Source organism: Streptomyces sp. SA15 (assembly GCF_002291145.1).
GTDB lineage: Bacteria > Actinomycetota > Actinomycetes > Streptomycetales > Streptomycetaceae > Streptomyces.
The window spans coordinates 106,843-126,944 of the sequence record NZ_NTGE01000095.1 but is presented as its reverse complement, the minus strand read 5'-3'; the positions used below and the strand labels follow the sequence as shown (position 1 = coordinate 126,944).

General features: G+C 71.0%; 13 protein-coding genes and 1 pseudogene. 13 read left to right on the top strand and 1 reads right to left on the bottom strand.

Annotation, left to right across the window (positions count from 1 at the left end; all coding sequences use genetic code 11):
* Positions 1-287 precede the first annotated feature (287 nt).
* The 3 genes and pseudogenes from CLM62_RS19150 to CLM62_RS19140 form a co-directional block, all read left to right on the top strand.
* Positions 288-500 carry a DUF4244 domain-containing protein gene (locus CLM62_RS19150; RefSeq protein WP_095751111.1) on the top strand — a complete coding sequence of 71 codons (213 nt, stop codon included), beginning with the start codon at positions 288-290 and terminating at the stop codon, positions 498-500.
* Between the two features lie 104 nt (positions 501-604).
* The gene (locus CLM62_RS19145; protein WP_257003917.1) at positions 605-949 is read left to right on the top strand and encodes a TadE family type IV pilus minor pilin; all 345 of its coding nucleotides are present in this window, start codon (positions 605-607) and stop codon (positions 947-949) included.
* Positions 946-1,230, top strand: a pseudogene (locus CLM62_RS19140) (Rv3654c family TadE-like protein); the annotation flags it as partial. The gene CLM62_RS19145 and the pseudogene CLM62_RS19140, both read left to right, overlap by 4 nt.
* A 40-nt stretch (positions 1,231-1,270) precedes the next feature.
* Here CLM62_RS19140 and CLM62_RS19135 read toward each other — a convergent pair.
* Complete coding sequence (locus CLM62_RS19135; protein WP_257003915.1) at positions 1,271-3,826, bottom strand: DEAD/DEAH box helicase; 2,556 nt, start codon at positions 3,824-3,826, stop codon at positions 1,271-1,273.
* A 162-nt stretch (positions 3,827-3,988) separates the two neighbouring features.
* Here CLM62_RS19135 and bldG point away from each other — a divergent pair, with 162 nt between their 5' ends.
* From bldG to CLM62_RS19085, 10 genes are all read left to right on the top strand, one after another.
* On the top strand, positions 3,989-4,330 hold the full coding sequence (bldG, locus tag CLM62_RS19130) for an anti-sigma factor antagonist BldG (RefSeq protein ID WP_024885807.1): 342 nt from the start codon (positions 3,989-3,991) through the stop codon (positions 4,328-4,330).
* Between the two features lie 120 nt (positions 4,331-4,450).
* Positions 4,451-4,888 carry an ATP-binding protein gene (locus CLM62_RS19125; protein WP_095751109.1) on the top strand — a complete coding sequence of 146 codons (438 nt, stop codon included), beginning with the start codon at positions 4,451-4,453 and terminating at the stop codon, positions 4,886-4,888.
* A gap of 256 nt (positions 4,889-5,144) precedes the next feature.
* Positions 5,145-7,550 (top strand): sodium-translocating pyrophosphatase, encoded by a 2,406-nt coding sequence (locus CLM62_RS19120; RefSeq protein ID WP_095751108.1) that lies wholly within the window; start codon positions 5,145-5,147, stop codon positions 7,548-7,550.
* A 194-nt stretch (positions 7,551-7,744) separates the two neighbouring features.
* Positions 7,745-8,335: a small secreted protein gene (locus CLM62_RS19115; protein WP_095751107.1), complete on the top strand. Its 591-nt coding sequence runs from the start codon at positions 7,745-7,747 to the stop codon at positions 8,333-8,335.
* Positions 8,336-8,392: 57 nt separating this feature from the next.
* Entirely contained in the window at positions 8,393-9,910 is a 1,518-nt protein-coding gene (locus CLM62_RS19110) for a class I SAM-dependent methyltransferase (RefSeq protein WP_095751106.1), read from the top strand.
* A gap of 365 nt (positions 9,911-10,275) precedes the next feature.
* Positions 10,276-10,473, top strand: coding sequence for a hypothetical protein (locus tag CLM62_RS19105; RefSeq protein WP_095751105.1), 198 nt, complete (start codon positions 10,276-10,278; stop codon positions 10,471-10,473).
* Between the two features lie 246 nt (positions 10,474-10,719).
* Positions 10,720-13,542: a type I DNA topoisomerase gene (topA, locus tag CLM62_RS19100; protein ID WP_095751104.1), complete on the top strand. Its 2,823-nt coding sequence runs from the start codon at positions 10,720-10,722 to the stop codon at positions 13,540-13,542.
* A gap of 162 nt (positions 13,543-13,704) precedes the next feature.
* Positions 13,705-16,983, top strand: coding sequence for a dTMP kinase (gene tmk / locus CLM62_RS19095; protein ID WP_095751103.1), 3,279 nt, complete (start codon positions 13,705-13,707; stop codon positions 16,981-16,983).
* A 128-nt stretch (positions 16,984-17,111) separates the two neighbouring features.
* Positions 17,112-18,317, top strand: a complete 1,206-nt coding sequence (locus CLM62_RS19090) for a DNA polymerase III subunit delta' (protein ID WP_095751102.1) — start codon at positions 17,112-17,114, stop codon at positions 18,315-18,317.
* 116 nt (positions 18,318-18,433) lie between these two features.
* The gene (locus tag CLM62_RS19085) at positions 18,434-20,098 is read left to right on the top strand and encodes an alpha/beta hydrolase (protein WP_095751101.1); all 1,665 of its coding nucleotides are present in this window, start codon (positions 18,434-18,436) and stop codon (positions 20,096-20,098) included.
* The last annotated feature ends 4 nt before the right edge of the window (positions 20,099-20,102 follow it).

Here is a 20,102-nt window from a genome sequence, read left to right as displayed (position 1 = left end):
GACTGGGGCCGCGCCGCGACGGCACGGGCACGGCGGGCGGCCGTGCTGGTCACCGCGCCCGTGGGGCTGTGCTTCCTGCCCGCGTTCATCGCGGTCGGCATCCTGCCTGTGGTCATCGGGCTGGCGGGAGGGGTGCTGGGAGGGGGTGGTGGGTGACGGAGCGCGGGGTGACGGCGGACAGCGGTCAGTGATCAAGCGGACAGCCGTGAGTAGTCGAGCCGACAGCAGTGAGTAGTCAGGCAGAGAGCAGTGAGTAGTCAACAGGACTGAACCTTACGGGGGTTGAGATGTACAAGGCGGTGCGGGCGCGGCTGCGTGTCCTGGTGTGCGGGGCGGCGCGTGCGGTGCGGAGGGATGCGGGGATGGTCACCTCCGAGTACGCGATGGGGATCGTCGCGGCGGTGGCGTTCGCGGTGGTCCTCTACAAGGTGGTGACGGGCGATCAGGTCAGCGCGGAGCTACAGGCCATCGTGCAGCGGGCTCTCGATGAGGGGGCGTGAGCGGGGTGATGTTCAGGAGCCGTGCGCCAGAGACGGGCAGGAGCCGTGCGCCAGAGACGGACAGCAGATGTGCGCGGGAAACGGACAGGAGGTGCACGAGGGAGCTGGACAGGGGGTTCGTCACGGCGGAGTCGGCCGTGGTGCTGCCCGTGCTGGTGATGTTCGCGATGGCACTGGTGTGGGGGCTGCTCGTGGTGGCCGCGCAGATCCAGTGCGTGGACGCGGCGCGGACCGGCGCCCGCGCGGCGGCCCGCCAGGACCCGGCCGACGCCGTCGTCGAGGTGACCCGGCGGACGGCACCGCGCGACGCGCAGGTCACGGTCAGCCGGGAGGGCGACCAGGTCCGCGTGACGGTCGTGGCCAAGCCCCCGACGCTGCACGGTCTGCCCTTCGAGGTGCGGGAGGAGGCCGTGGCGTCGGTGGAGGAGACCGTGGGGGCGGAGGGATGAGGCTCCGCTCGATGAGGGACGGGTCCTCGGATCGCGGGTCCGCCACAGTGTGGAGCGTGTCTGCGATCGCCGTGCTGTGTGTGGTGTTCGGCGTGGTGCTCGCCCTGGGGCAGGCCGTCGTGACCCGGCATCGCGCGGCCGGCGGCGCGGATCTCGCGGCCCTCGCGGCGGCGGACCACTGGGCGGACGGCACCACGGCGGCCTGCGCCCGGGCGGACGACGTGGCGCGAGCCCAGGGCACGCGGCTCGTGCGGTGCGCCATCGTGGGCGAGACCTCGGACGTGGCGGCGGCGTCGGGACGGGGACCGTTCACGGTGGAGGTCAGGGCACGGGCGGGGCCTGCGGGGCCTGCGGAGTTTGTGGGGCCTGCGGGGCCTGCGGGATCGGTGGGGTCTGTGAGGTCGGGTCCGACCGTGATGCCGTCGGACCGGGCGCCGTCGCTGGACCGTGCGGGCCGGGGTCCGGCGGCGCAGCCCCCACTGCCTGCCCAGCCTCCTCCACGCCCGGCTTCTCCGACGCCCCCCGCAATAGCTCCGTGAGCAGCCGTACCGCCCCTCGCTTGTGCAGCGGATCGTTCCCGTTGCCGCACTTGGGGGACTGGATGCAGGACGGGCAGCCGGCCTCGCACTCGCAGGAGGCGATGGCCTGGCGGGTGGCGGTGAGCCACTCGTGGGCGGTGTGGAAGGCGCGCTCCGCGAAGCCCGCGCCGCCGGGATGGCCGTCGTAGACGAAGACCGTCGGCAGGAGGGTGTCGGGGTGCAGCGGGATGGACACGCCGCCGATGTCCCAGCGGTCGCAGGTGGCGAAGAGGGGCAGCAGGCCGATCGACGCGTGCTCGGCGGCGTGCAGGGCGCCACCGAGGATCTCCGGGTTGATCCGGGCCGCGTTCAGCTGATCCTCGGTGACCGTCCACCACACGGCACGCGTGCGCAGCGTACGAGGAGGGAGGTCCAGCTTCGTCTCGCCCAGCACTTCACCGGTGATGACACGTCGACGCAGGAAGGAGACCACTTGGTTGGTGACCTCGACGGAGCCGTAGCACAGGCGTCCGTCGCCCCAGGGGACCTCGATGTCCGTCTCCAGAACGGAGATCGACGTGGTGTCGCGGGCGACCGTCGCATACGACGGGCTGGCCTGCTCGACCAGGGCGACCGAGTCCTCCAGGTCGAGGGAGCGCACGAGATACGTGCGGCCTTGGTGCAGGTGCACCGCGCCCTCGTGGACGGTCGTGTGGGCGGCGCCCGCGTCGACCGTGCCCAGCAGGCGGCCCGTCCCGGCTTCGACGACCTGCACCGGCCGGCCGCCCTCCCCGCGGATGTCGGTCAGGTCGGCGGCGCGCTCCCGGCGCGTCCAGTGCCAGGCCTTCGTGCGGCGGCGCAGCAGCTTCGCGGCCTCCAGCTGCGGCAGCAGTTCCTCGCAGGCCGGGCCGAACAGGGGCAGGTCTTCGTCGGTCAGCGAGAGTTCCGCGGCCGCCGCGCACAGGTGCGGGGCGAGCACGTACGGGTTGTCGGGGTCGAGGACCGTCGACTCCACGGGCTGGTCGAAGAGGGCTTCGGGGTGATGGACGAGGAAGGTGTCCAGGGGGTCGTCGCGGGCGATCAGGACGGCGAGGGCCCCCTGGCCGGCCCGGCCCGCCCGCCCCGCCTGCTGCCACAGGGACGCGCGCGTGCCGGGGTACCCGGCGATCAGCACGGCGTCGAGGCCCGAGACGTCGATGCCGAGTTCGAGCGCGGTCGTCGCGGCGAGGCCGAGGAGTTCGCCGGAGTGGAGCGCCTGTTCGAGGGCACGGCGCTCCTCGGGGAGATAGCCGCCCCGGTATGCCGCGACACGCCGGGCCAATGACCGGTCGACCTCGGCGAGACGCTCCTGGGCGATCACCGAGATCAGTTCGGCGCCGCGCCGGGAGCGCACGAAGGCCACCGACCGCACACCCTGCACGGTGAGGTCGGTCAGCAGGTCGGCCGTCTCGGCGGTGGCGGTACGGCGGACAGGTGCTCCCTTCTCGCCCTGGAGTTCGGTGAGCGGAGGCTCCCAGAGGGCGAACACCAGTTCACCGCGCGGTGAGGCGTCGTCGGCGACCTCGACCACCGGGAGGCCGGTCAGGCGGCGGGCGGCCACCGAGGGCTCCGCGGCGGTCGCGGAGGCCAGCAGGAACACGGGTGAGGCGCCGTAGCGGGCGCACAGGCGGCGCAGGCGACGCAGCACCTGGGCGACATGCGAGCCGAAGACGCCCCGGTAGGTGTGGCACTCGTCGATGACCACGTACTTCAAGGACCTGAGGAAGGAGGACCAGCGGGGGTGGGACGGGAGGATGCCGCGGTGCAGCATGTCCGGGTTGGTGAGGACGTAGTTGGCGTACTGGCGGACCCATTCGCGTTCCTCGACCGGCGTGTCGCCGTCGTAGACCGCGGGGCGTACGGAATTGCCCAGTGGTTGTGAAAGTTCCTTCACAGAGCGGCACTGATCCGCCGCGAGAGCCTTCGTCGGGGCCAGATAGAGGGCGGTGGCGCCCCGGCCGTTCGGGGCCTCGGAGCCGTCCAGAAGCGTCGACAGGACGGGCACGAGGTACGCCAGGGACTTGCCGGACGCGGTGCCGGTGGCGACGACCACCGAGTCGCCGTCCAGGGCGTGCTCGGCCGCGCGTGCCTGGTGGGCCCAGGGGTGTTCGATTCCGCAGGCCTGCACCGCGGCGATGACCTCCGGACGGATCCGGTCCGGCCAGACGGCATGGCGACCCTCGCGCGGGGGCAAGTGCTCCATATGAGTGATGCGCGAAGCCCGGCTCGGCCCCGCCGCGAGCCGGTCCAGGACCGTGCCTGGCGAGAGGCGGGAAGCGGGTTCCGTCCGGGGTCGATCGGATCGGTGATTCTTGGCCATCGGCACCGAGTGTGTCACTGGCGTGACGGACAATGGGACCAAGGCGTCGTGCACGCCTGCCGTAAGTGATTGAATGCCATCGCGGCTGGCGAACCGTCCTGGGAGCTTCAAGCCGAGGTGTCCCGAGGGACGACCGCTCGATAGCAAGGTGCTGGAGGATCCGTGGACCTGTCCCTGTCGACCGAAACCATCGGCGATCGCACGATCGTCAGGGTCGGTGGCGAAATCGACGTATATACCGCGCCCAAGCTGCGCGAGCAGCTGGTCGAGCTGGTGAATGACGGCAGTTTCCACCTTGTCGTCGACATGGAGGGCGTGGACTTCCTCGACTCCACCGGGCTCGGCGTACTGGTCGGCGGACTGAAGCGGGTGCGGGCCCATGAGGGCTCGCTGCGCCTGGTCTGCAACCAGGAGCGCATTTTGAAGATCTTCCGCATTACCGGCCTCACCAAGGTGTTCCCGATCCACACCTCGGTCGAGGAAGCGGTGGCGGCGACCGACTGAGCACCGGTCCGGGCGCGGTGGAAAGGGTCCGCGCCCGGGACGGCCGAAGTTGAAGAGGGGGGTCCGGGCGTTCGGCGGCCCGGTCCCCCGACAGCACGCCCGTAGTTCCGAGGGGGATGCATGGCCACCGTTGAACTCCGCTTCAGCGCGCTGCCCGAGCACGTCCGGACCGCCCGACTGGTGGCGGCAGCGGTGGCGCGCAGGGCCGGAGTGGACGAGGCCGTCCTCGACGAGGTCCGACTCGCCGTGGGCGAGGCCTGTACCCGTGCCGTCGGGCTGCATCAGCACGTCGGCATCACCGCGCCGGTGAAGGTGGTGCTGATCGAGGAGGAGAAACAGTTCTCCATCGAGGTCGGCGACGAGGCGCCGCGGCACGCCCCCGGCGACCGGGCACCCGGAGCCGCGGGCGAGGACCCCGACGTGGAGACCGAGGAGGACGAGATGGGCCTCGCGGTCATCAGCGGCCTCGTCGACGACGTGGAGGTCACCGCGGGAGAACACGGCGGGTTGATCCGCATGACCTGGCCGACCCCGCCGCCGATCGCGGTGCTTCCCTGACACGACCGACGACCCGACCGACGTAGCGCATCACCCGAAGGGCCCTGCTGAGCAGGGCCCTTCGGGTTTTTCAAGAGCATTCTGAATTCGTGAAGCGATTCACGATCAATTTCCGATCATTCGATCGGCTGAAAATGCTTTCGAGGAGTTACGCGGGGTGTAGCAGATTCCGGTTTACCGCGTACTGTTTTGATCAGGAACAGATCTCTAGACTCCGTCCACATCTTGAGCTCAGCCCAAGCGTCAAGGAGGACGAATGGCGGGGCTTTCTTCCCCAGACCAGCTGGACCACTCCACAGCCCTCGCGGCCGCGGTACTGACCGACGGCAACCGTGTCATGGTGTCGATCATCGGCGTCGTGGCCCTGGCCGCCCTCGTGGTGGCAGGCGTCCTGGTGCGCCAGGTACTCGCGGCAGGCGAGGGCACCGACAGCATGAAGAAGATCGCGGCAGCGGTCCAGGAAGGCGCGAACGCCTATCTGGCCCGGCAGTTGCGCACGCTCGGCGTATTCGCCGTGGTCGTGTTCTTCCTGCTCATGCTGCTGCCCGCGGACGACTGGAATCAGCGCGCCGGACGATCGGTGTTCTTCTTGATCGGCGCGGCGTTCTCGGCGGCCACCGGCTATATCGGTATGTGGCTCGCCGTACGGAGCAATGTGCGGGTCGCCGCAGCCGCGCGCGAGGCGACTCCGGCGGCGGGCGAACCGGAAAAGGATCTCACCGCGGTTTCGCACAAAGCCATGAAGATCGCTTTTCGCACGGGCGGCGTCGTCGGCATGTTCACGGTGGGCCTCGGTCTGCTGGGCGCCTCCTGCGTGGTGCTGGTGTACGCGGCCGACGCGCCGAAGGTCCTCGAGGGCTTCGGTCTCGGCGCGGCGCTCATCGCGATGTTCATGCGTGTCGGCGGCGGCATCTTCACCAAGGCCGCCGACGTCGGCGCCGACCTGGTCGGCAAGGTCGAGCAGGGCATCCCGGAGGACGATCCGCGCAACGCCGCGACCATCGCCGACAACGTGGGCGACAACGTCGGCGACTGCGCGGGCATGGCGGCCGACCTCTTCGAGTCGTACGCCGTGACCCTGGTCGCCGCGCTGATCCTCGGCAAGGCGGCCTTCGGCGACGCCGGGCTCGCCTTCCCGCTGCTCGTCCCCGCGATCGGCGTGCTCACCGCGATGATCGGCATCTTCGCCGTGGCCCCGCGCCGCGCCGACCGCAGCGGGATGACGGCGATCAACCGCGGCTTCTTCATTTCCGCGGTGATCTCGCTCGTCCTGGTGGCGGTGGCCGTCTTCGTCTACCTCCCCGGAAAGTACGCCGACCTCGACGGCGTCACCGACGCGGCGATCCTGGGCAAGGGCGGCGACCCGCGGATCCTCGCGCTCGTCGCGGTGGCGATCGGCATCCTGCTCGCGGCCGTGATCCAGCAGCTGACGGGCTACTTCACCGAGACCAACCGCCGACCGGTCAAGGACATCGGCAAGTCCTCGCTCACGGGGCCCGCCACCGTCGTCCTGGCCGGCATCTCGGTCGGCCTCGAATCGGCCGTCTACACCGCGCTGTTGATCGGCCTCGGCGTGTACGGGGCGTTCCTGCTCGGCGGTACGTCGATCATGCTGGCCCTGTTCGCGGTGGCGCTGGCCGGCACCGGCCTGCTCACCACGGTCGGTGTGATCGTCGCCATGGACACCTTCGGGCCGGTCTCCGACAACGCGCAGGGCATCGCCGAGATGTCCGGCGACGTCGAGGGCGCGGGCGCGCAGGTCCTCACCAACCTGGACGCGGTCGGCAACACCACCAAGGCCATCACGAAGGGCATCGCCATCGCCACCGCCGTCCTGGCGGCGTCGGCGCTCTTCGGGTCGTACCGTGACGCGATCATCACCGGCGCGCGGGACGTGGGTGAGAGGTTGTCCGGTGAGGGCACACCGATGAGCCTGATGATGGACATCTCGCAGCCCAACAACCTCGTCGGTCTCATCGCGGGCGCGGCGGTCGTCTTCCTCTTCTCGGGACTGGCGATCAACGCCGTGTCGCGGTCGGCGGGTTCCGTGGTCTACGAGGTGCGGCGGCAGTTCCGCGAGCATCCCGGGATCATGGACTACAGCGAGAAGCCGGAGTACGGCAAGGTCGTCGACATCTGCACCAGGGATGCGCTGCGCGAGCTCGCCACGCCCGGACTGCTCGCCGTGATGGCGCCCATCTTCATCGGGTTCACGCTCGGTGTCGGTGCCCTCGGCGCGTTCCTCGCGGGCGCGATCGGGGCGGGCACGCTGATGGCGGTGTTCCTCGCCAACTCCGGTGGCGCGTGGGACAACGCCAAGAAGCTGGTCGAGGACGGCCACCACGGCGGAAAGGGCAGCGAGTCCCATGCCGCGACGGTGATCGGCGACACGGTCGGCGACCCCTTCAAGGACACCGCCGGCCCCGCGATCAACCCGTTGCTGAAGGTGATGAACCTGGTGTCGCTGTTGATCGCGCCGGCGGTGATCAAGTTCAGTTACGGCGACGACGAGAACCTCGGCGTACGGATCGCGATCGCGGCCCTGGCGTTCATCGTGATCGCGAGCGCCGTCTACGTCTCCAAGCGGCGCGGCATCGCCATGGGTGACGAAGACAACGCCGAGAAGGCGCCCAAGTCGGCTGATCCGGCGGTGGTTTCGTAGGGCGGTTCCACGAGGCCCAGTTCAAAGGGCGGGCGGGCGGCGCGTGTTGACGTGCCGCCCGCCCGCCTCGTCGTGTTCGCGCCCTGGTCGTGAGCCTTATCTCTCTTGGTGCAAATGGCTTCAATAGTGATCTTAACGGACCTTCTGCATGCGGGTGTCGTCGACTTGGCGTGTATGTTCCGGGGCCGAGAGCCATGGAAGGGACCAATCCGGTGAACAAGAAGCTCGCGGCCGCACTGTCCGGCGGTGCGGTACTGGTACTGGCGCTGTCGGGATGCGGCGGCGACGACAGCAGCGAAAAGCTGAACTCCTGGGCCAAGGAGGTCTGCGACGCCGTACAGCCGCAGGCCAAGAAGATCGAGGCCGCCAACGCCGCGATCCAGGAGGAGACCTCGGACAACAGCACGCCGGAAGAGGTCCAGAAGACCGACGCGCAGGCCTTCCAGGACATGTCGGACGCCTACAAGGCGATCGGGGCCGCCGTGACCAAGGCCGGTGCGCCGGACGTCGAGAATGGCGAGAAGAAGCAGCAGGACGCCGCCAAGGAGCTCAACACGATCTCCTCGTCGTACGCCTCCCTGAAGGCGCAGGTCGACAAGCTGGACACCAAGGACCAGGCGAAGTTCGCCGACGGCCTCAAGGACATCGCCACCGAGCTGGACAAGCTGAGCAGGAGCGGGAGCAACGCGCTGAAGACCCTCGAAGAGGGCGACGTCGGCAAGGCGATGGCCAAGCAGCAGAGCTGCAAGAGCGCGTCCGCCCCGGCCTCGGCGACGACTGGCTGAGGGTCGCGGGGCCGGCGGGTCGCCCTGTCGCGCGGGTTCGGGGGTCACAATGGGGGCGTGAGTCACTCCAGCCTGTCAGCCCTGCCCGCTCCCGACCGCCTCGACGTCACCGCCCGGCTGCGGGACGCCCTCCTAGAGGCCTCCTTCACCGCCGACGGGCTGCTCGAACTGCTCGGAGCGCCCGCGTACGCGGCCCTCGCGCGCAGCGAGATCGTGCCCGCGCTCCGGGCGACACGCGGCGACACGCCGCTGGAGATGCTCGTACGGCTGTTCCTGTTGCAGCAGCCCGTGCCGCACGCGCGCGTGGAGGGCGTTCTGCCCGTCGACGCGTGCCTGGAGAGCGGGTGGCTGGTTCGTGCGGGTACGGATGAGGTCGCGGCGACCGTGGACGTACGGCCGTACGGCGGGGCCGGTGGCGAGGACTGGTTCATCGTGTCCGACCTCGGGTGCGCGGTCGGCGGGGCGGGCGGCATCGGGAGCCGGGAGGAGGGCGTGGTCCTCGGCGTCGGCGGTGCCTCCACGACCCTCGCCGGCATCACCGTCCGCACGCCCGTCTCCGCGGCCCTCGATCTCGGCACCGGCTCCGGGATCCAGGCGCTGCACGCCGCCCAGCACGCCACGCGCGTGACGGCGACCGACATCAACCCGCGCGCGCTGCACATCACGGCGCTCACGCTGGCGCTGTCCGGCGCGCCGGCCGCCGACCTGCGCGAGGGCTCGCTGTTCGAGCCGCTCCGGGACGACGAGACGTACGACCTGATCGTGTCGAATCCGCCCTTCGTGATCTCGCCGGGCGCGCGGCTGACGTACCGCGACGGCGGGATGGGCGGGGACGATCTGTGCCGCACGCTCGTTCAGCAGGCGGGGGAACGGCTGAACGAGGGCGGGTTCGCGCAGTTTCTCGCCAACTGGCAGCACGTGGAGGGGGAGGACTGGCAGGACAGGCTCAGGGCGTGGGTGCCGCGCGGGTGCGACGCCTGGATCGTGCAGCGCGAGGTGCAGGACGTCACACAGTACGCCGAGCTCTGGCTCAGGGATGCCGGTGACCACCGGGGCGACCCGGCCGAGTACCAGGCGCGGTACGACGCGTGGCTGGACGAGTTCGAGGCACGCAAGGTGAAGGCCGTGGGCTTCGGGTGGATCACCCTGCGGAAGACGGGTGCCGCCGTGCCCTCCGTCACCGCGGAGGAGTGGCCGCATCCGGTCGAACAGCCGCTCGGAGAGACGGTCCGGGAGCACTTCGAGCGTCTCGACTATCTGCGGACGCACGACGACGCGGCCCTGCTCACGGGGCACTTCAAGCTGGCCCCCGAGATCGTCCAGGAGCAGGTCGGACTGCCCGGCGCGGAGGACCCCGAGCACGTGGTGCTGCGCCAGAACCGCGGGATGCGACGGGCCACCAAGGTGGACACGGTCGGCGCGGGGTTCGCGGGCGTGTGCGACGGCTCGCTGAGCGCGGGCCGCATTCTGGACGCGATCGCCCAGCTGGTGGGCGAGGATCCGGTGCTGCTGCGCGACCGCACGCCCGCGCAGATCCGGCTGCTGGTGGAGCAGGGGTTCCTCGAGCCGGCCTGATCCCGACAGGCGGTCACGTCTGAAATCGCGAAAACCGGCCAACATCCATCTGTGAGCGGGCGCGGGGGGAGCCGCCGACCCCGGTCGCGGACATGTTCTCGCTGGGCGCCAGGTCAGGAGCGGACCGTGTACGGCCGGGTCGCCGACGAGGACGACTGGAAGCAGGGCTTCACCGAGATCGTGTGCCGGTGGGCCCCTCCGACAACAAGAACAACAAGAAGACGACAGGAAAGATACCCGTGCCCGGTCCGTCTGAGGCCCGCACAGGGAAGCGGGCGTTCACCCAGGGTTCGCCTGTCCGCCGCCCGTGCGTGTCAGCCTCCACGGGCTGGGCACTCGCAACGGCAGAAAAGGGGCGCACGGTCATGGAGAGCGGACCGGCGATCTTCGCGGGAATGGTGTTCGGGCTGTTCGGAGGCGGGCTGCTGGTGTGGACCGCGGCCCGTGTCCGGCATCATGAACCGGTCGCCCAAGGTGTGAGCCCCGTCGCATCGGCGACCTTCGCGACCATCGCCGCGGTGATCGCGCTGGCCGTCGGGACATGGTGCTTCTCCCGCGTCTGAGAGCGGCCTTGGAGCTGCGGCCCAGGTAATTGGGAGGTCACCCTCCGGATAGCCTCGAAAAGGCTGGTGGACACTCCGGGCGGCAGGAATGGCGGTAGTCGGGTTACCGTTCGAGTGGCCGTTGCGGGCTTTTCCCGTTTGACACGGGGGCGGGATGTACCGTCACACTCCGCAGCGTCAGCATGACCCCACCCCGGGACCAAGCCTGGGGAGAGACCCCAGCGTCGACCGGAGAGAAGAGCGAAGTTGTCCCCGACCAGCGAGACCGCACAGGGCGGCCGCCGACTCGTCATCGTCGAGTCGCCTGCCAAGGCGAAGACGATCAAGGGCTATCTCGGCCCCGGATACGTCGTCGAGGCGAGCGTCGGGCACATCCGCGACCTCCCCAACGGCGCCGCGGAGGTGCCCGAGAAGTACACCGGCGAGGTCCGCCGCCTCGGCGTGGACGTCGATCACGACTTCCAGCCCATCTATGTGGTCAACGCCGACAAGAGGGCGCAGGTCAAGAAGCTCAAGGACCTGCTGAAGGATTCCGACGAGCTCTTCCTCGCCACCGATGAGGACCGTGAGGGCGAGGCGATCGCCTGGCACCTCCAGGAGGTGCTCAAGCCCAAGGTCCCGGTCAAGCGGATGGTCTTCCACGAGATCACCAAGGCCGCGATCCAGGCCGCCGTCGCCAATCCGCGCGAGCTGAACCAGAAGCTGGTCGACGCCCAGGAGACCCGCCGCATCCTCGACCGTCTCTACGGCTACGAGGTCTCGCCGGTCCTGTGGAAGAAGGTCATGCCGCGCCTGTCGGCCGGCCGAGTCCAGTCGGTCGCGACACGTCTCGTCGTCGAGCGGGAACGCGACCGCATCGCTTTCCGTTCTGCTGAGTACTGGGACCTGACGGGCACCTTCGCGACCGGCCGCGCGGGGGACGCGTCGGACCCGTCGTCGCTTGTCGCCCGCCTCCAGACCGTCGACGGCAGGCGGGTCGCGCAGGGCCGCGACTTCGACTCCCTGGGACAACTCAAGAGCGCGAACACCCTCCACCTCGACGAGGCGAACGCCCGCGCCCTGGCCACCGCCCTGGAGAACACGCGATTCGCCGTACGGTCCGTCGAGTCGAAGCCGTACCGCCGCTCGCCGTACGCTCCTTTCCGTACGACGACGCTGCAGCAGGAAGCCTCGAGGAAGCTGGGCTTCGGCGCGAAGGCGACCATGCAGATCGCGCAGAAGCTGTACGAGAACGGCTTCATCACCTACATGCGTACGGACTCCACGACCCTGTCGGACACGGCGATCGCCGCCGCCCGCGCCCAGGTCACGCAGCTGTACGGCGCCGACTACCTCCCGGCGCAGCCGCGGACGTACGCCGGAAAGGTCAAGAACGCGCAGGAGGCGCACGAGGCGATCCGCCCCTCGGGCGACCGCTTCCGCACGCCTGCCGAGACCGGCCTGACCGGCGACCAGTTCAGGCTTTACGAGCTGATCTGGAAGCGGACGGTCGCCTCCCAGATGAAGGACGCGACCGGCAACAGCGTGACGGTGAAGATCGGTGGCACCGCCGCCGACGGCCGGGACGTCGAGTTCAGCGCCTCCGGCAAGACGATCACCTTCCACGGCTTCCTGAAGGCATACGTCGAGGGTGCCGACGACCCGAACGCCGAGCTGGACGACCGCGAGCGCCGTCTGCCCCAGGTCAACGAGGGCGATGCGCTGAGCGCCGAGGAGATCACGGTCGACGGGCACGCCACCAAGCCCCCGGCCCGCTACACCGAGGCCAGCCTGGTCAAGGAGCTCGAAGAGCGCGAGATCGGCCGCCCGTCCACGTACGCGTCGATCATCGGCACGATCCTCGACCGCGGCTATGTCTTCAAGAAGGGCACGGCCCTCGTGCCGTCCTTCCTGAGCTTCGCCGTGGTCAACCTCCTGGAGAAGCACTTCGGGCGGCTCGTCGACTACGACTTCACCGCCAAGATGGAGGACGACCTCGACCGCATCGCACGCGGCGAGGCGCAGGCCGTGCCGTGGCTGAGGCGCTTCTACTTCGGCGAGGGCACCGGGAACGGCGGCGCGGCCGAGGCCGGCAACGGCGACGGGGACCACCTCGGCGGGCTCAAGGAGCTGGTGACCGACCTGGGCGCGATCGACGCGCGCGAGGTGTCGTCGTTCCCGGTGGGCAGCGGCATCGTGCTGCGGGTCGGACGCTACGGCCCGTACGTCGAGCGCGGCGAGAAGGACTCCGAGAACCATCAGCGCGCGGACATCCCCGAGGACCTGGCCCCGGACGAGCTGAGTGTCGAGTACGCGGAGGAGCTGCTCGCCAAGCCGAGCGGCGACTTCGAGCTGGGCGCCGACCCGTCCACGGGCCACCAGATCATCGCCAGGGACGGCCGCTACGGCCCGTACGTCACCGAGGTGCTCCCCGAGGGCACCCCGAAGACCGGCAAGAACGCCGTCAAGCCGCGTACGGCCTCGCTGTTCAAGTCGATGTCGCTGGACACGGTGACCCTCGAGGACGCCCTGAAGCTGATGTCGCTGCCGCGTGTCGTCGGCACGGACGTGGACGGCGTGGAGATCACCGCGCAGAACGGCCGCTACGGTCCGTACCTGAAGAAGGGCACGGACTCGCGGTCCCTGCAGTCCGAGGAGCAGCTGTTCACGATCACGCTGGCGGAGGCGCAGGCGATCTACGCCCAGCCCAAGCAGCGTGGGCGTGCTGCCGCCAAGCCGCCGCTGAAGGAGCTGGGCGAGGACCCGGTCAGCCAGAAGCCGGTCGTGGTCAAGGACGGCCGCTTCGGTCCGTACGTCACCGACGGGGAGACCAACGCGACCCTGCGCTCCGGCGACAGCGTCGAGACGATCACCCCGGAACGCGGCTTCGAACTCCTCGCCGAGAAGCGGGCGAAGGCGCCCGCCAAGAAGACGGCGAAGAAGACAGCCGCGAAGAAGGCCGCCCCGGCCAAGAAGACGGCCGCCAAGAAGACCGCGGCGAAGAAGACGACGACGGCCGCGAAGAAGACGACCGCCAAGAAGACCGCCGCGAAGAAGGCGACGGCTTCGAAGACGGCCGCGGAGGACTGAGCTGCGGGATTGAGCCGCGGAAGGCTGAGCCGCGCCGCGTTTCTCCGCATTCCTCTACGGACGCTTCGCAAAACGAACGCCCCGGCATCACTTTGGTGTCGGGGCGTGCGCACGTTCGGACGGGTGCTCCGGGCTGTCGGCGGCTGCCGATAGGCTGAAAGCATGACCCGAGCCGAACAGCCAACGGCCTCTCACCCGGCCCCCGACGACGCCCTGGTCGCGGACTCCCGTGAGCGCGCCGTCCGCGCCCTGCTGCGCCGACCGCAGCTGAAACGGCTGTGGAGCGCACAACTCGTGGGCGGCGTCGGCGACACTCTCGCGCTCCTCGTGCTGGTCGTCCTCGCCCTCCAAGCGGCGGTCGCCGAGGGCTCGTTCGGCGGCGGCTACCGGGGCGTGGCGTTCGCAGTGGCGACCGTTTTCGCGGTGCGCATCCTGGCGACGCTGCTCTTCGGGGCGGTCCTGCTCGGCCCGCTCACCTCGCTCACCTCCCAGGAGGGCCCCCTCGACCGACGCTGGACCATGGTCGGCGCGGACGGGCTGCGGGCCGCGGTGCTCATCGTGGCGCCCCTGTGGATCGACTGGACGCCCGACGACGCGCTGGCCGTGATCCTGGTCACCGCCTTCGTGACCGCAGTCGCCGAGCGCTTCTGGACGGTGTGCCGGGAGAGCGCGGCGCCCGCGCTGCTGCCCCCACCGCCCCCGGAGGGCGCGACGGTACGACCGCTGCCCGACCACATGGACACCCTGCGCCGCCTGTCGCTGCGTACCAGCTTCGTGGCGATCCCGCTCGCGGCCGCCGCGCTCGTCGTCGCAGCGCTGCTCAACAACCTTCTGGGCGCGGGAATCGCCTGGTTCTCCCAGCACCAGGCGGCCCTCGCGTCGTATGTCGCGGCCGGGCTGTTCGCCGCGTCCCTGTCCTTGCTGACCTTCCTGGAGCTGCCCGACACGCGTACCCCGCGCGCGCGTTCGCCGCTGGAGGGGCTGCGCCGGCCCAAGACGGGCACGGGTGTCGACAAGGGCCGCACCGGCGCGATGCCGACGCTCGTGCTCGCCTGCGCGGCCGTCGCCGCGGCGGTGGCGGCCGCGGTGGGCGTCGCCGTGCTGCACGCCAAGGACCTGGGCGGCGGCCCGGTGATGTACGGGCTGCTGGTGTGCGCGCTGACCGGCGGCGTGGTCGTCGGCATCCGTACGGCGCCTTCCGTGCTGCCGTCGCTGTCGCGCCGCCGGCTGCTGTCGCTGGCGATCGCCTTCACCGGCGTCGCGCTGCTGGCCGCCGGCCTCGTCCCGGACGTCACCAGCGTGCTGCTGATCCTCGCGCTGGCCGGCGTCGGCGCGGGCATGGCCGCCAACACCGGCCACACGCTGCTCGACCAGGAGGCCGAGGACAACCGCCGGGCGCGTACGACGGAGCATCTGCACGCGGTCGTACGAGTCCTGGTGGCGCTCGGCGTGGTGATCGCGCCCCTGGTGGCGGCGGCGATCGGCCCGCACCGCCTGGAGAACGGCAAGTTCGTGTTCGCCCACGGCGGCGCGGCCTTCACCCTGATGCTGGTCGGCGCGCTGCTGCTGCCGGTGGCCGCGCTGGTGCTGGCCAAGGTCGACGACCGTTCGGGCGTGCCGCTGCGGCACGACCTCAGGGACGCGCTGCTCGGCGGCGACGACCCGGTGACGGCGCCCGCTGCGAACGGCTTCTTCATCGCCCTGGAGGGCGGCGACGGCGCCGGGAAGTCCACCCAGGCCGAGGCGCTCGCCGAGTGGATCAGGGCCAAGGGGCACGAGGTCGTGGTGACGCGCGAGCCGGGGGCGACTCCGGTGGGCAAGCGGCTGCGGTCGATCCTGCTGGACGTGTCGAGCGCCGGGCTGTCGCACCGGGCGGAAGCGCTGCTGTACGCGGCGGACCGCGCGGAACACGTGGACACGGTCGTACGGCCCGCGCTGGAGCGCGGCGCGGTGGTCATCTCGGACCGGTACATCGACTCGTCCGTGGCCTATCAGGGGGCGGGCCGTGATCTGTCCCCGACCGAGGTCGCCCGGATCAACCGCTGGGCGACGAACGGTCTCGTCCCGCATCTGACCGTGCTGCTGGACGTCTCGCCGGAGACCGCGCGCGAGCGGTTCACCGAGGCGCCGGACCGGCTCGAGTCGGAGCCGGCCGAGTTCCACGCGCGCGTGCGGTCCGGTTTCCTGACGCTGGCCGCGGCCGACCCCGGGCGCTACCTGGTGGTGGACGCCGGTCAGGAGGCCGAAGCCGTCACGACCGTCATCCGGCACCGGCTCGACCAGGTGCTGCCGCTGTCCGAGGCCGAGATCCAGGCCCGGGAGGAGGCGCGCCGCAAGGCCGAGGAGGAGGCCCGGCGCAAGGCCGAGGAAGAGGCCGCCCGCAAGGCTGAGGAGGAGCGCCTGGAGCGGGAACGCCAGGAGCAGCTCGCGCGGCTGAAGGCCGAGGAAGAGGAGCGCAAGCGGCGCGAACTGGAGGAGGCGCAGCGCCGCGAGGCCGAACGGCAGGCGGAGGAAGCCCGGCTGCGCGCCGAGGAAGCGCGTAAGCGGGCCGAGGAGGAGCGGCAGCGGCTCCTCGCGGAGGAGAAGGCGCGGGCCGAGGAAGAGGCCCGGCGCAAGGCCGAGGAGGACCGACGCCGCAAGCAGGCCGAGGAGGAGGCCCGGCTGCGCGCCGAGGCCGAGGCACGGCGCTTGGAGAAGCAGCGGAAGGCCGAGGAGGCGCTGCTGCGGGCCGAGGAGGCCCGGCGGCTGGCCGAGCAGGCCGCTGCCGCGGCGGAGGCCGGGCCCAAGGCGACCGGGCCGCAGCCGACGGCTCCTGGCATCACCCCGGACGCGGCGACCGTACCGACACCGGTCGTGACGCCGACGAACGCGTCGGGCGGGCCGGTGGACGAGACGGCGGTGCTGCCGCGGGTCCGGGACCAGAAGGACCAGAAGGACCAGAGCGGCGAGAGGGACCAGCGGGGCGAGCAGGGGGCGGATGAGCGGGGCTCCGGCTCCCGTGGGCCCGACTCCGAGGTGACGGCCGAGCTGCCGCAGCCGCCGGTTCCTCCGGGGGCGGCGGACGAGACGGCGGTGTTGCCGCAGGTTCCTCCGGGTGCCGCCGACGAGACCGCCGTACTGCCTCCCGTGGCGCCGGACGGTGCCAACGACGAGACCGCGGTGCTGCGCCCCGTGCGGGACGAGGGCAATGCGGACCGGGTTCCGCCGGGGTTCTTCCGGGACGAGCGGCCAGGGGCGCGGCCGGACGGTACCGAGGACCGCACGCGTGAGCTGCCGCAGGTCGACGAAGACGGGGCTCCTCGGCGGCGGACGCGGTCCGACTGGGCCGAGGAGACGCCGCTGGACGACCTGCCGACGTTGGCGGACGAGTTGCTCGGTCCGCGTGAGGACGAGGAGCTCGACGACGAGCGCGGGCGACGTGGCCGGGGGCGGCGGGGCTGAGCCGCGGACGACTGCCCGCGGCTGAGCCGGCCTCCTTGCCGGTGCCCCGTTGCCGGTGCCGCGTTGTCAGTGCCGCCCTCCACAATGGATCCCGTACCGCGTGACATGACGAAAGGGCGGGGTGAGGGATGACCGTCTGGGACGACCTGGTCGGCCAGGAGAGGGTGAGCGAGCAGCTCGACGCCGCCGCTCGGGACGCCGACGCCCTGGTCACCGCAGCCACCGCGGACACGCCGCCGCCCGAGGCGTCGAAGATGACGCACGCCTGGCTGTTCACGGGGCCGCCCGGCGCGGGGCACATTCAGGCGGCGCGGGCATTCGCCGCCGCGCTGCAGTGCGTCAGCCCGGACCGCGCCCTCGGCGGATCCCCCGGCTGCGGCTTCTGCGACGGATGTCATACGGCGCTCATCGGCACCCACGCCGACGTCACCACCGTCGCCGCCGTCGGCACGCAGATCCTCGCCGACGACATGCGGGACACCGTCCGTAAGTCGTTCACCTCGCCGGCGACCGGCCGCTGGCAGGTCATCCTCGTCGAGGACGCCGAGCGGCTGAACGAGAAGTCGGCCAACGCCGTCCTCAAGGCCGTGGAGGAGCCCGCTCCCCGGACGGTCTGGCTGCTGTGCGCCCCCTCTATCGAGGACGTCCTGCCCACCATCCGCTCCCGCTGCCGTCACCTGAACCTCTCGACGCCCTCGGTCGACGCCGTCGCCGACATGCTCGTACGCCGTGAGGGCGTCGAGCCCGCCGCCGCCATGGCCGCCGCCCGCGCCACCCAGGGCCATGTCGACCGCGCCCGCCGCCTCGCCACCGACCCGGCCGCGCGCGAGCGCCGCGCCGCCGTGCTGAAACTGCCCCTGCGGGTCGAGGACATCGGCGGCTGTCTCAAGGCCGCCCAGGAACTGGTCGACGCGGCCGCCGAGGACGCCAGGCAACTCGCCGAGGAGAGGGACGGCAAGGAGACGGACGAGCTCAAGGCGGCGATGGGCGCGTCCCAGGGCGGACGGATGCCGCGCGGCACCGCGGGTGTGATGAAGGACCTGGAGGACAAGCAGAAGCGCCGCAGGACCCGTACGCAGCGCGACAGCCTCGACCTCGCCCTGACCGACCTCACCGCCTTCTACCGCGACGTCCTCGCCCTTCAGCTCGGCTCCCGGGTCGCGATCGCCAACGTCGACGCCGAGGACGCCCTGGAGCGGCTCGCCCGCGGCGGCTCCCCGGAGTCCACGCTCCGCCGCATCGAGGCGATCGCCGCCTGCCGAGAGGCCCTCGACCGCAACGTGGCCCCGCTGCTCGCCGTGGAGGCGATGACCATGGCACTCAGAGCGGGCTGACCCACGAGGGCAGACCCGACCGTAGGAACCAGCACAGGAGGTTGACCACGTCACTCGTACGAGCCATGGCGTACGCGGAGGGCATTCGAGCCACTGCGGAGAGTTACGCTCGGTTGATGTTCATCAGGCGCAGCTTCCGCCCCAGCACGGCGGCAGACCAGACCGACTCGCCCGGCCCGAACCCCAGGACGCGCAGCTCCCGCACACGAAGAGCCCGTACCCGCAGAGCCCGTACCACCGGCGGCGCCCTCCTCACCGTCGCGGCGGTGCTCGTCTCCGCGTGCTCCTCGGGAAGTGCGACAACTGCGACCGGCTCGGCCGCGGAGGCCGCGCTCGCCGCGCTGCCGAAGGCCACGCCGGCCGCCCTCGCGCCGTACTACGGACAGAAACCGAAATGGCGCGGGTGCGGAGTCCCCGGCTTCGAATGCGCCACGCTGAAGGCGCCGCTCGACTACGCGCATCCGGCCGACGGCGACGTCCGGCTCGCCGTCGCGCGCAAGAAGGCCACGGGGCCGGGCAAGCGGCTGGGCTCACTGCTGGTGAACCCGGGCGGGCCGGGCAGCTCGGCGATCGGTTACCTCCAGGCGTACGCCGGGATCGGCTACCCGGCCCAGGTTCGCGCCCGCTACGACATGGTGGCGGTCGACCCACGCGGCGTCGCCGGGAGCGAGCCCGTCGAATGCCTCGACGGGCCGGACATGGACAGGTTCACGCAGACGGACATCACGCCGGACGACGAGCGGGAGACCACCGAACTCGTCGACGCGTACAAGAGGTTCGCGGAGGGCTGCGGCGCGGACTCGCCGGAGCTCCTGCGGCACGTGTCCACCGTCGAGACGGCCCGGGACATGGACATCGTGCGGGCGGCGCTGGGCGACGCGAAGCTGAACTACGTGGGGGCGTCGTACGGGACGTTCCTCGGGGCGACCTATGCGGGACTCTTCCCGGGCCGGGCGGGCCGGCTGGTCCTGGACGGCGCGATGGATCCCTCGCAGCCGGCGCGCCGAATGAACCTCGACCAGACGGCGGGCTTCGAGACGGCGTTCCAGTCGTTCGCGAGGGACTGCGTCCAGCAGCCGGACTGTCCGCTGGGCACGAAGGGCACGAAGACCGCCGAGGCCGGCAGGAAGCTCAGGGCTTTCTTCGAGAAGCTGGACGCCCGGCCGATCCCCACGGGCGACGCGGACGGCCGTAAGCTCAGCGAGGCCCTCGCCACCACCGGAGTGATCGCGGCGATGTACGACGAGGGAGCCTGGGCGCAGTTGCGCGAGGCACTGACCTCGGCGATGGACGACAACGACGGCGCGGGCCTGCTGCTCCTCTCCGACGGCTACTACGAACGCGACGCCGAGGGCCGCTACGCGAACCTGATGTTCGCCAACGCCGCCGTCAACTGCCTCGACCTCCCGGCCGCCTTCGACACCCCGGACGAGGTCCAGAAGTCCCTCCCCACCTTCGAAAAGGCGTCCCCCGTGTTCGGCAAGGGCCTCGCCTGGGCCTCCCTGAACTGCGCCTACTGGCCGGTGGCGGCCACGGGTGAGCCGCGCCGCATCGAGGCGAAGGGCGCGGCCCCGATCGTCGTGGTCGGCACCACCCGCGACCCGGCGACGCCGTACCGCTGGGCCCGCGCCCTGGCCGGCCAGCTCTCCTCCGCCCGCCTCCTCACCTACGAGGGCGACGGCCACACCGCCTACGGCCGCGGCAGCACCTGCATCGACTCCACGATCAACGCCTACCTGCTCCGCGGCACCCCTCCGACGGACGGAAAACGCTGCTCCTAGCCCC

What these genes read in the sequence shown, in the direction of transcription:
- CLM62_RS19105 (WP_095751105.1), top strand. Translation starts at nt 10,276, where the DNA reads ATGGAGAGCGGACCGGCGATCTTCGCGGGAATGGTGTTCGGGCTGTTC.
- CLM62_RS19090 (WP_095751102.1), top strand. Translation starts at nt 17,112, where the DNA reads ATGACCGTCTGGGACGACCTGGTCGGCCAGGAGAGGGTGAGCGAGCAG.
- CLM62_RS19115 (WP_095751107.1), top strand. Translation starts at nt 7,745, where the DNA reads ATGGAAGGGACCAATCCGGTGAACAAGAAGCTCGCGGCCGCACTGTCC.
- CLM62_RS19085 (WP_095751101.1), top strand. Translation starts at nt 18,434, where the DNA reads ATGTTCATCAGGCGCAGCTTCCGCCCCAGCACGGCGGCAGACCAGACC.
- CLM62_RS19150 (WP_095751111.1), top strand. Translation starts at nt 288, where the DNA reads ATGTACAAGGCGGTGCGGGCGCGGCTGCGTGTCCTGGTGTGCGGGGCG.
- tmk (WP_095751103.1), top strand. Translation starts at nt 13,705, where the DNA reads ATGACCCGAGCCGAACAGCCAACGGCCTCTCACCCGGCCCCCGACGAC.
- CLM62_RS19135 (WP_257003915.1), bottom strand. Translation starts at nt 3,826, where the DNA reads ATGGCCAAGAATCACCGATCCGATCGACCCCGGACGGAACCCGCTTCC.
- CLM62_RS19125 (WP_095751109.1), top strand. Translation starts at nt 4,451, where the DNA reads ATGGCCACCGTTGAACTCCGCTTCAGCGCGCTGCCCGAGCACGTCCGG.
- CLM62_RS19120 (WP_095751108.1), top strand. Translation starts at nt 5,145, where the DNA reads ATGGCGGGGCTTTCTTCCCCAGACCAGCTGGACCACTCCACAGCCCTC.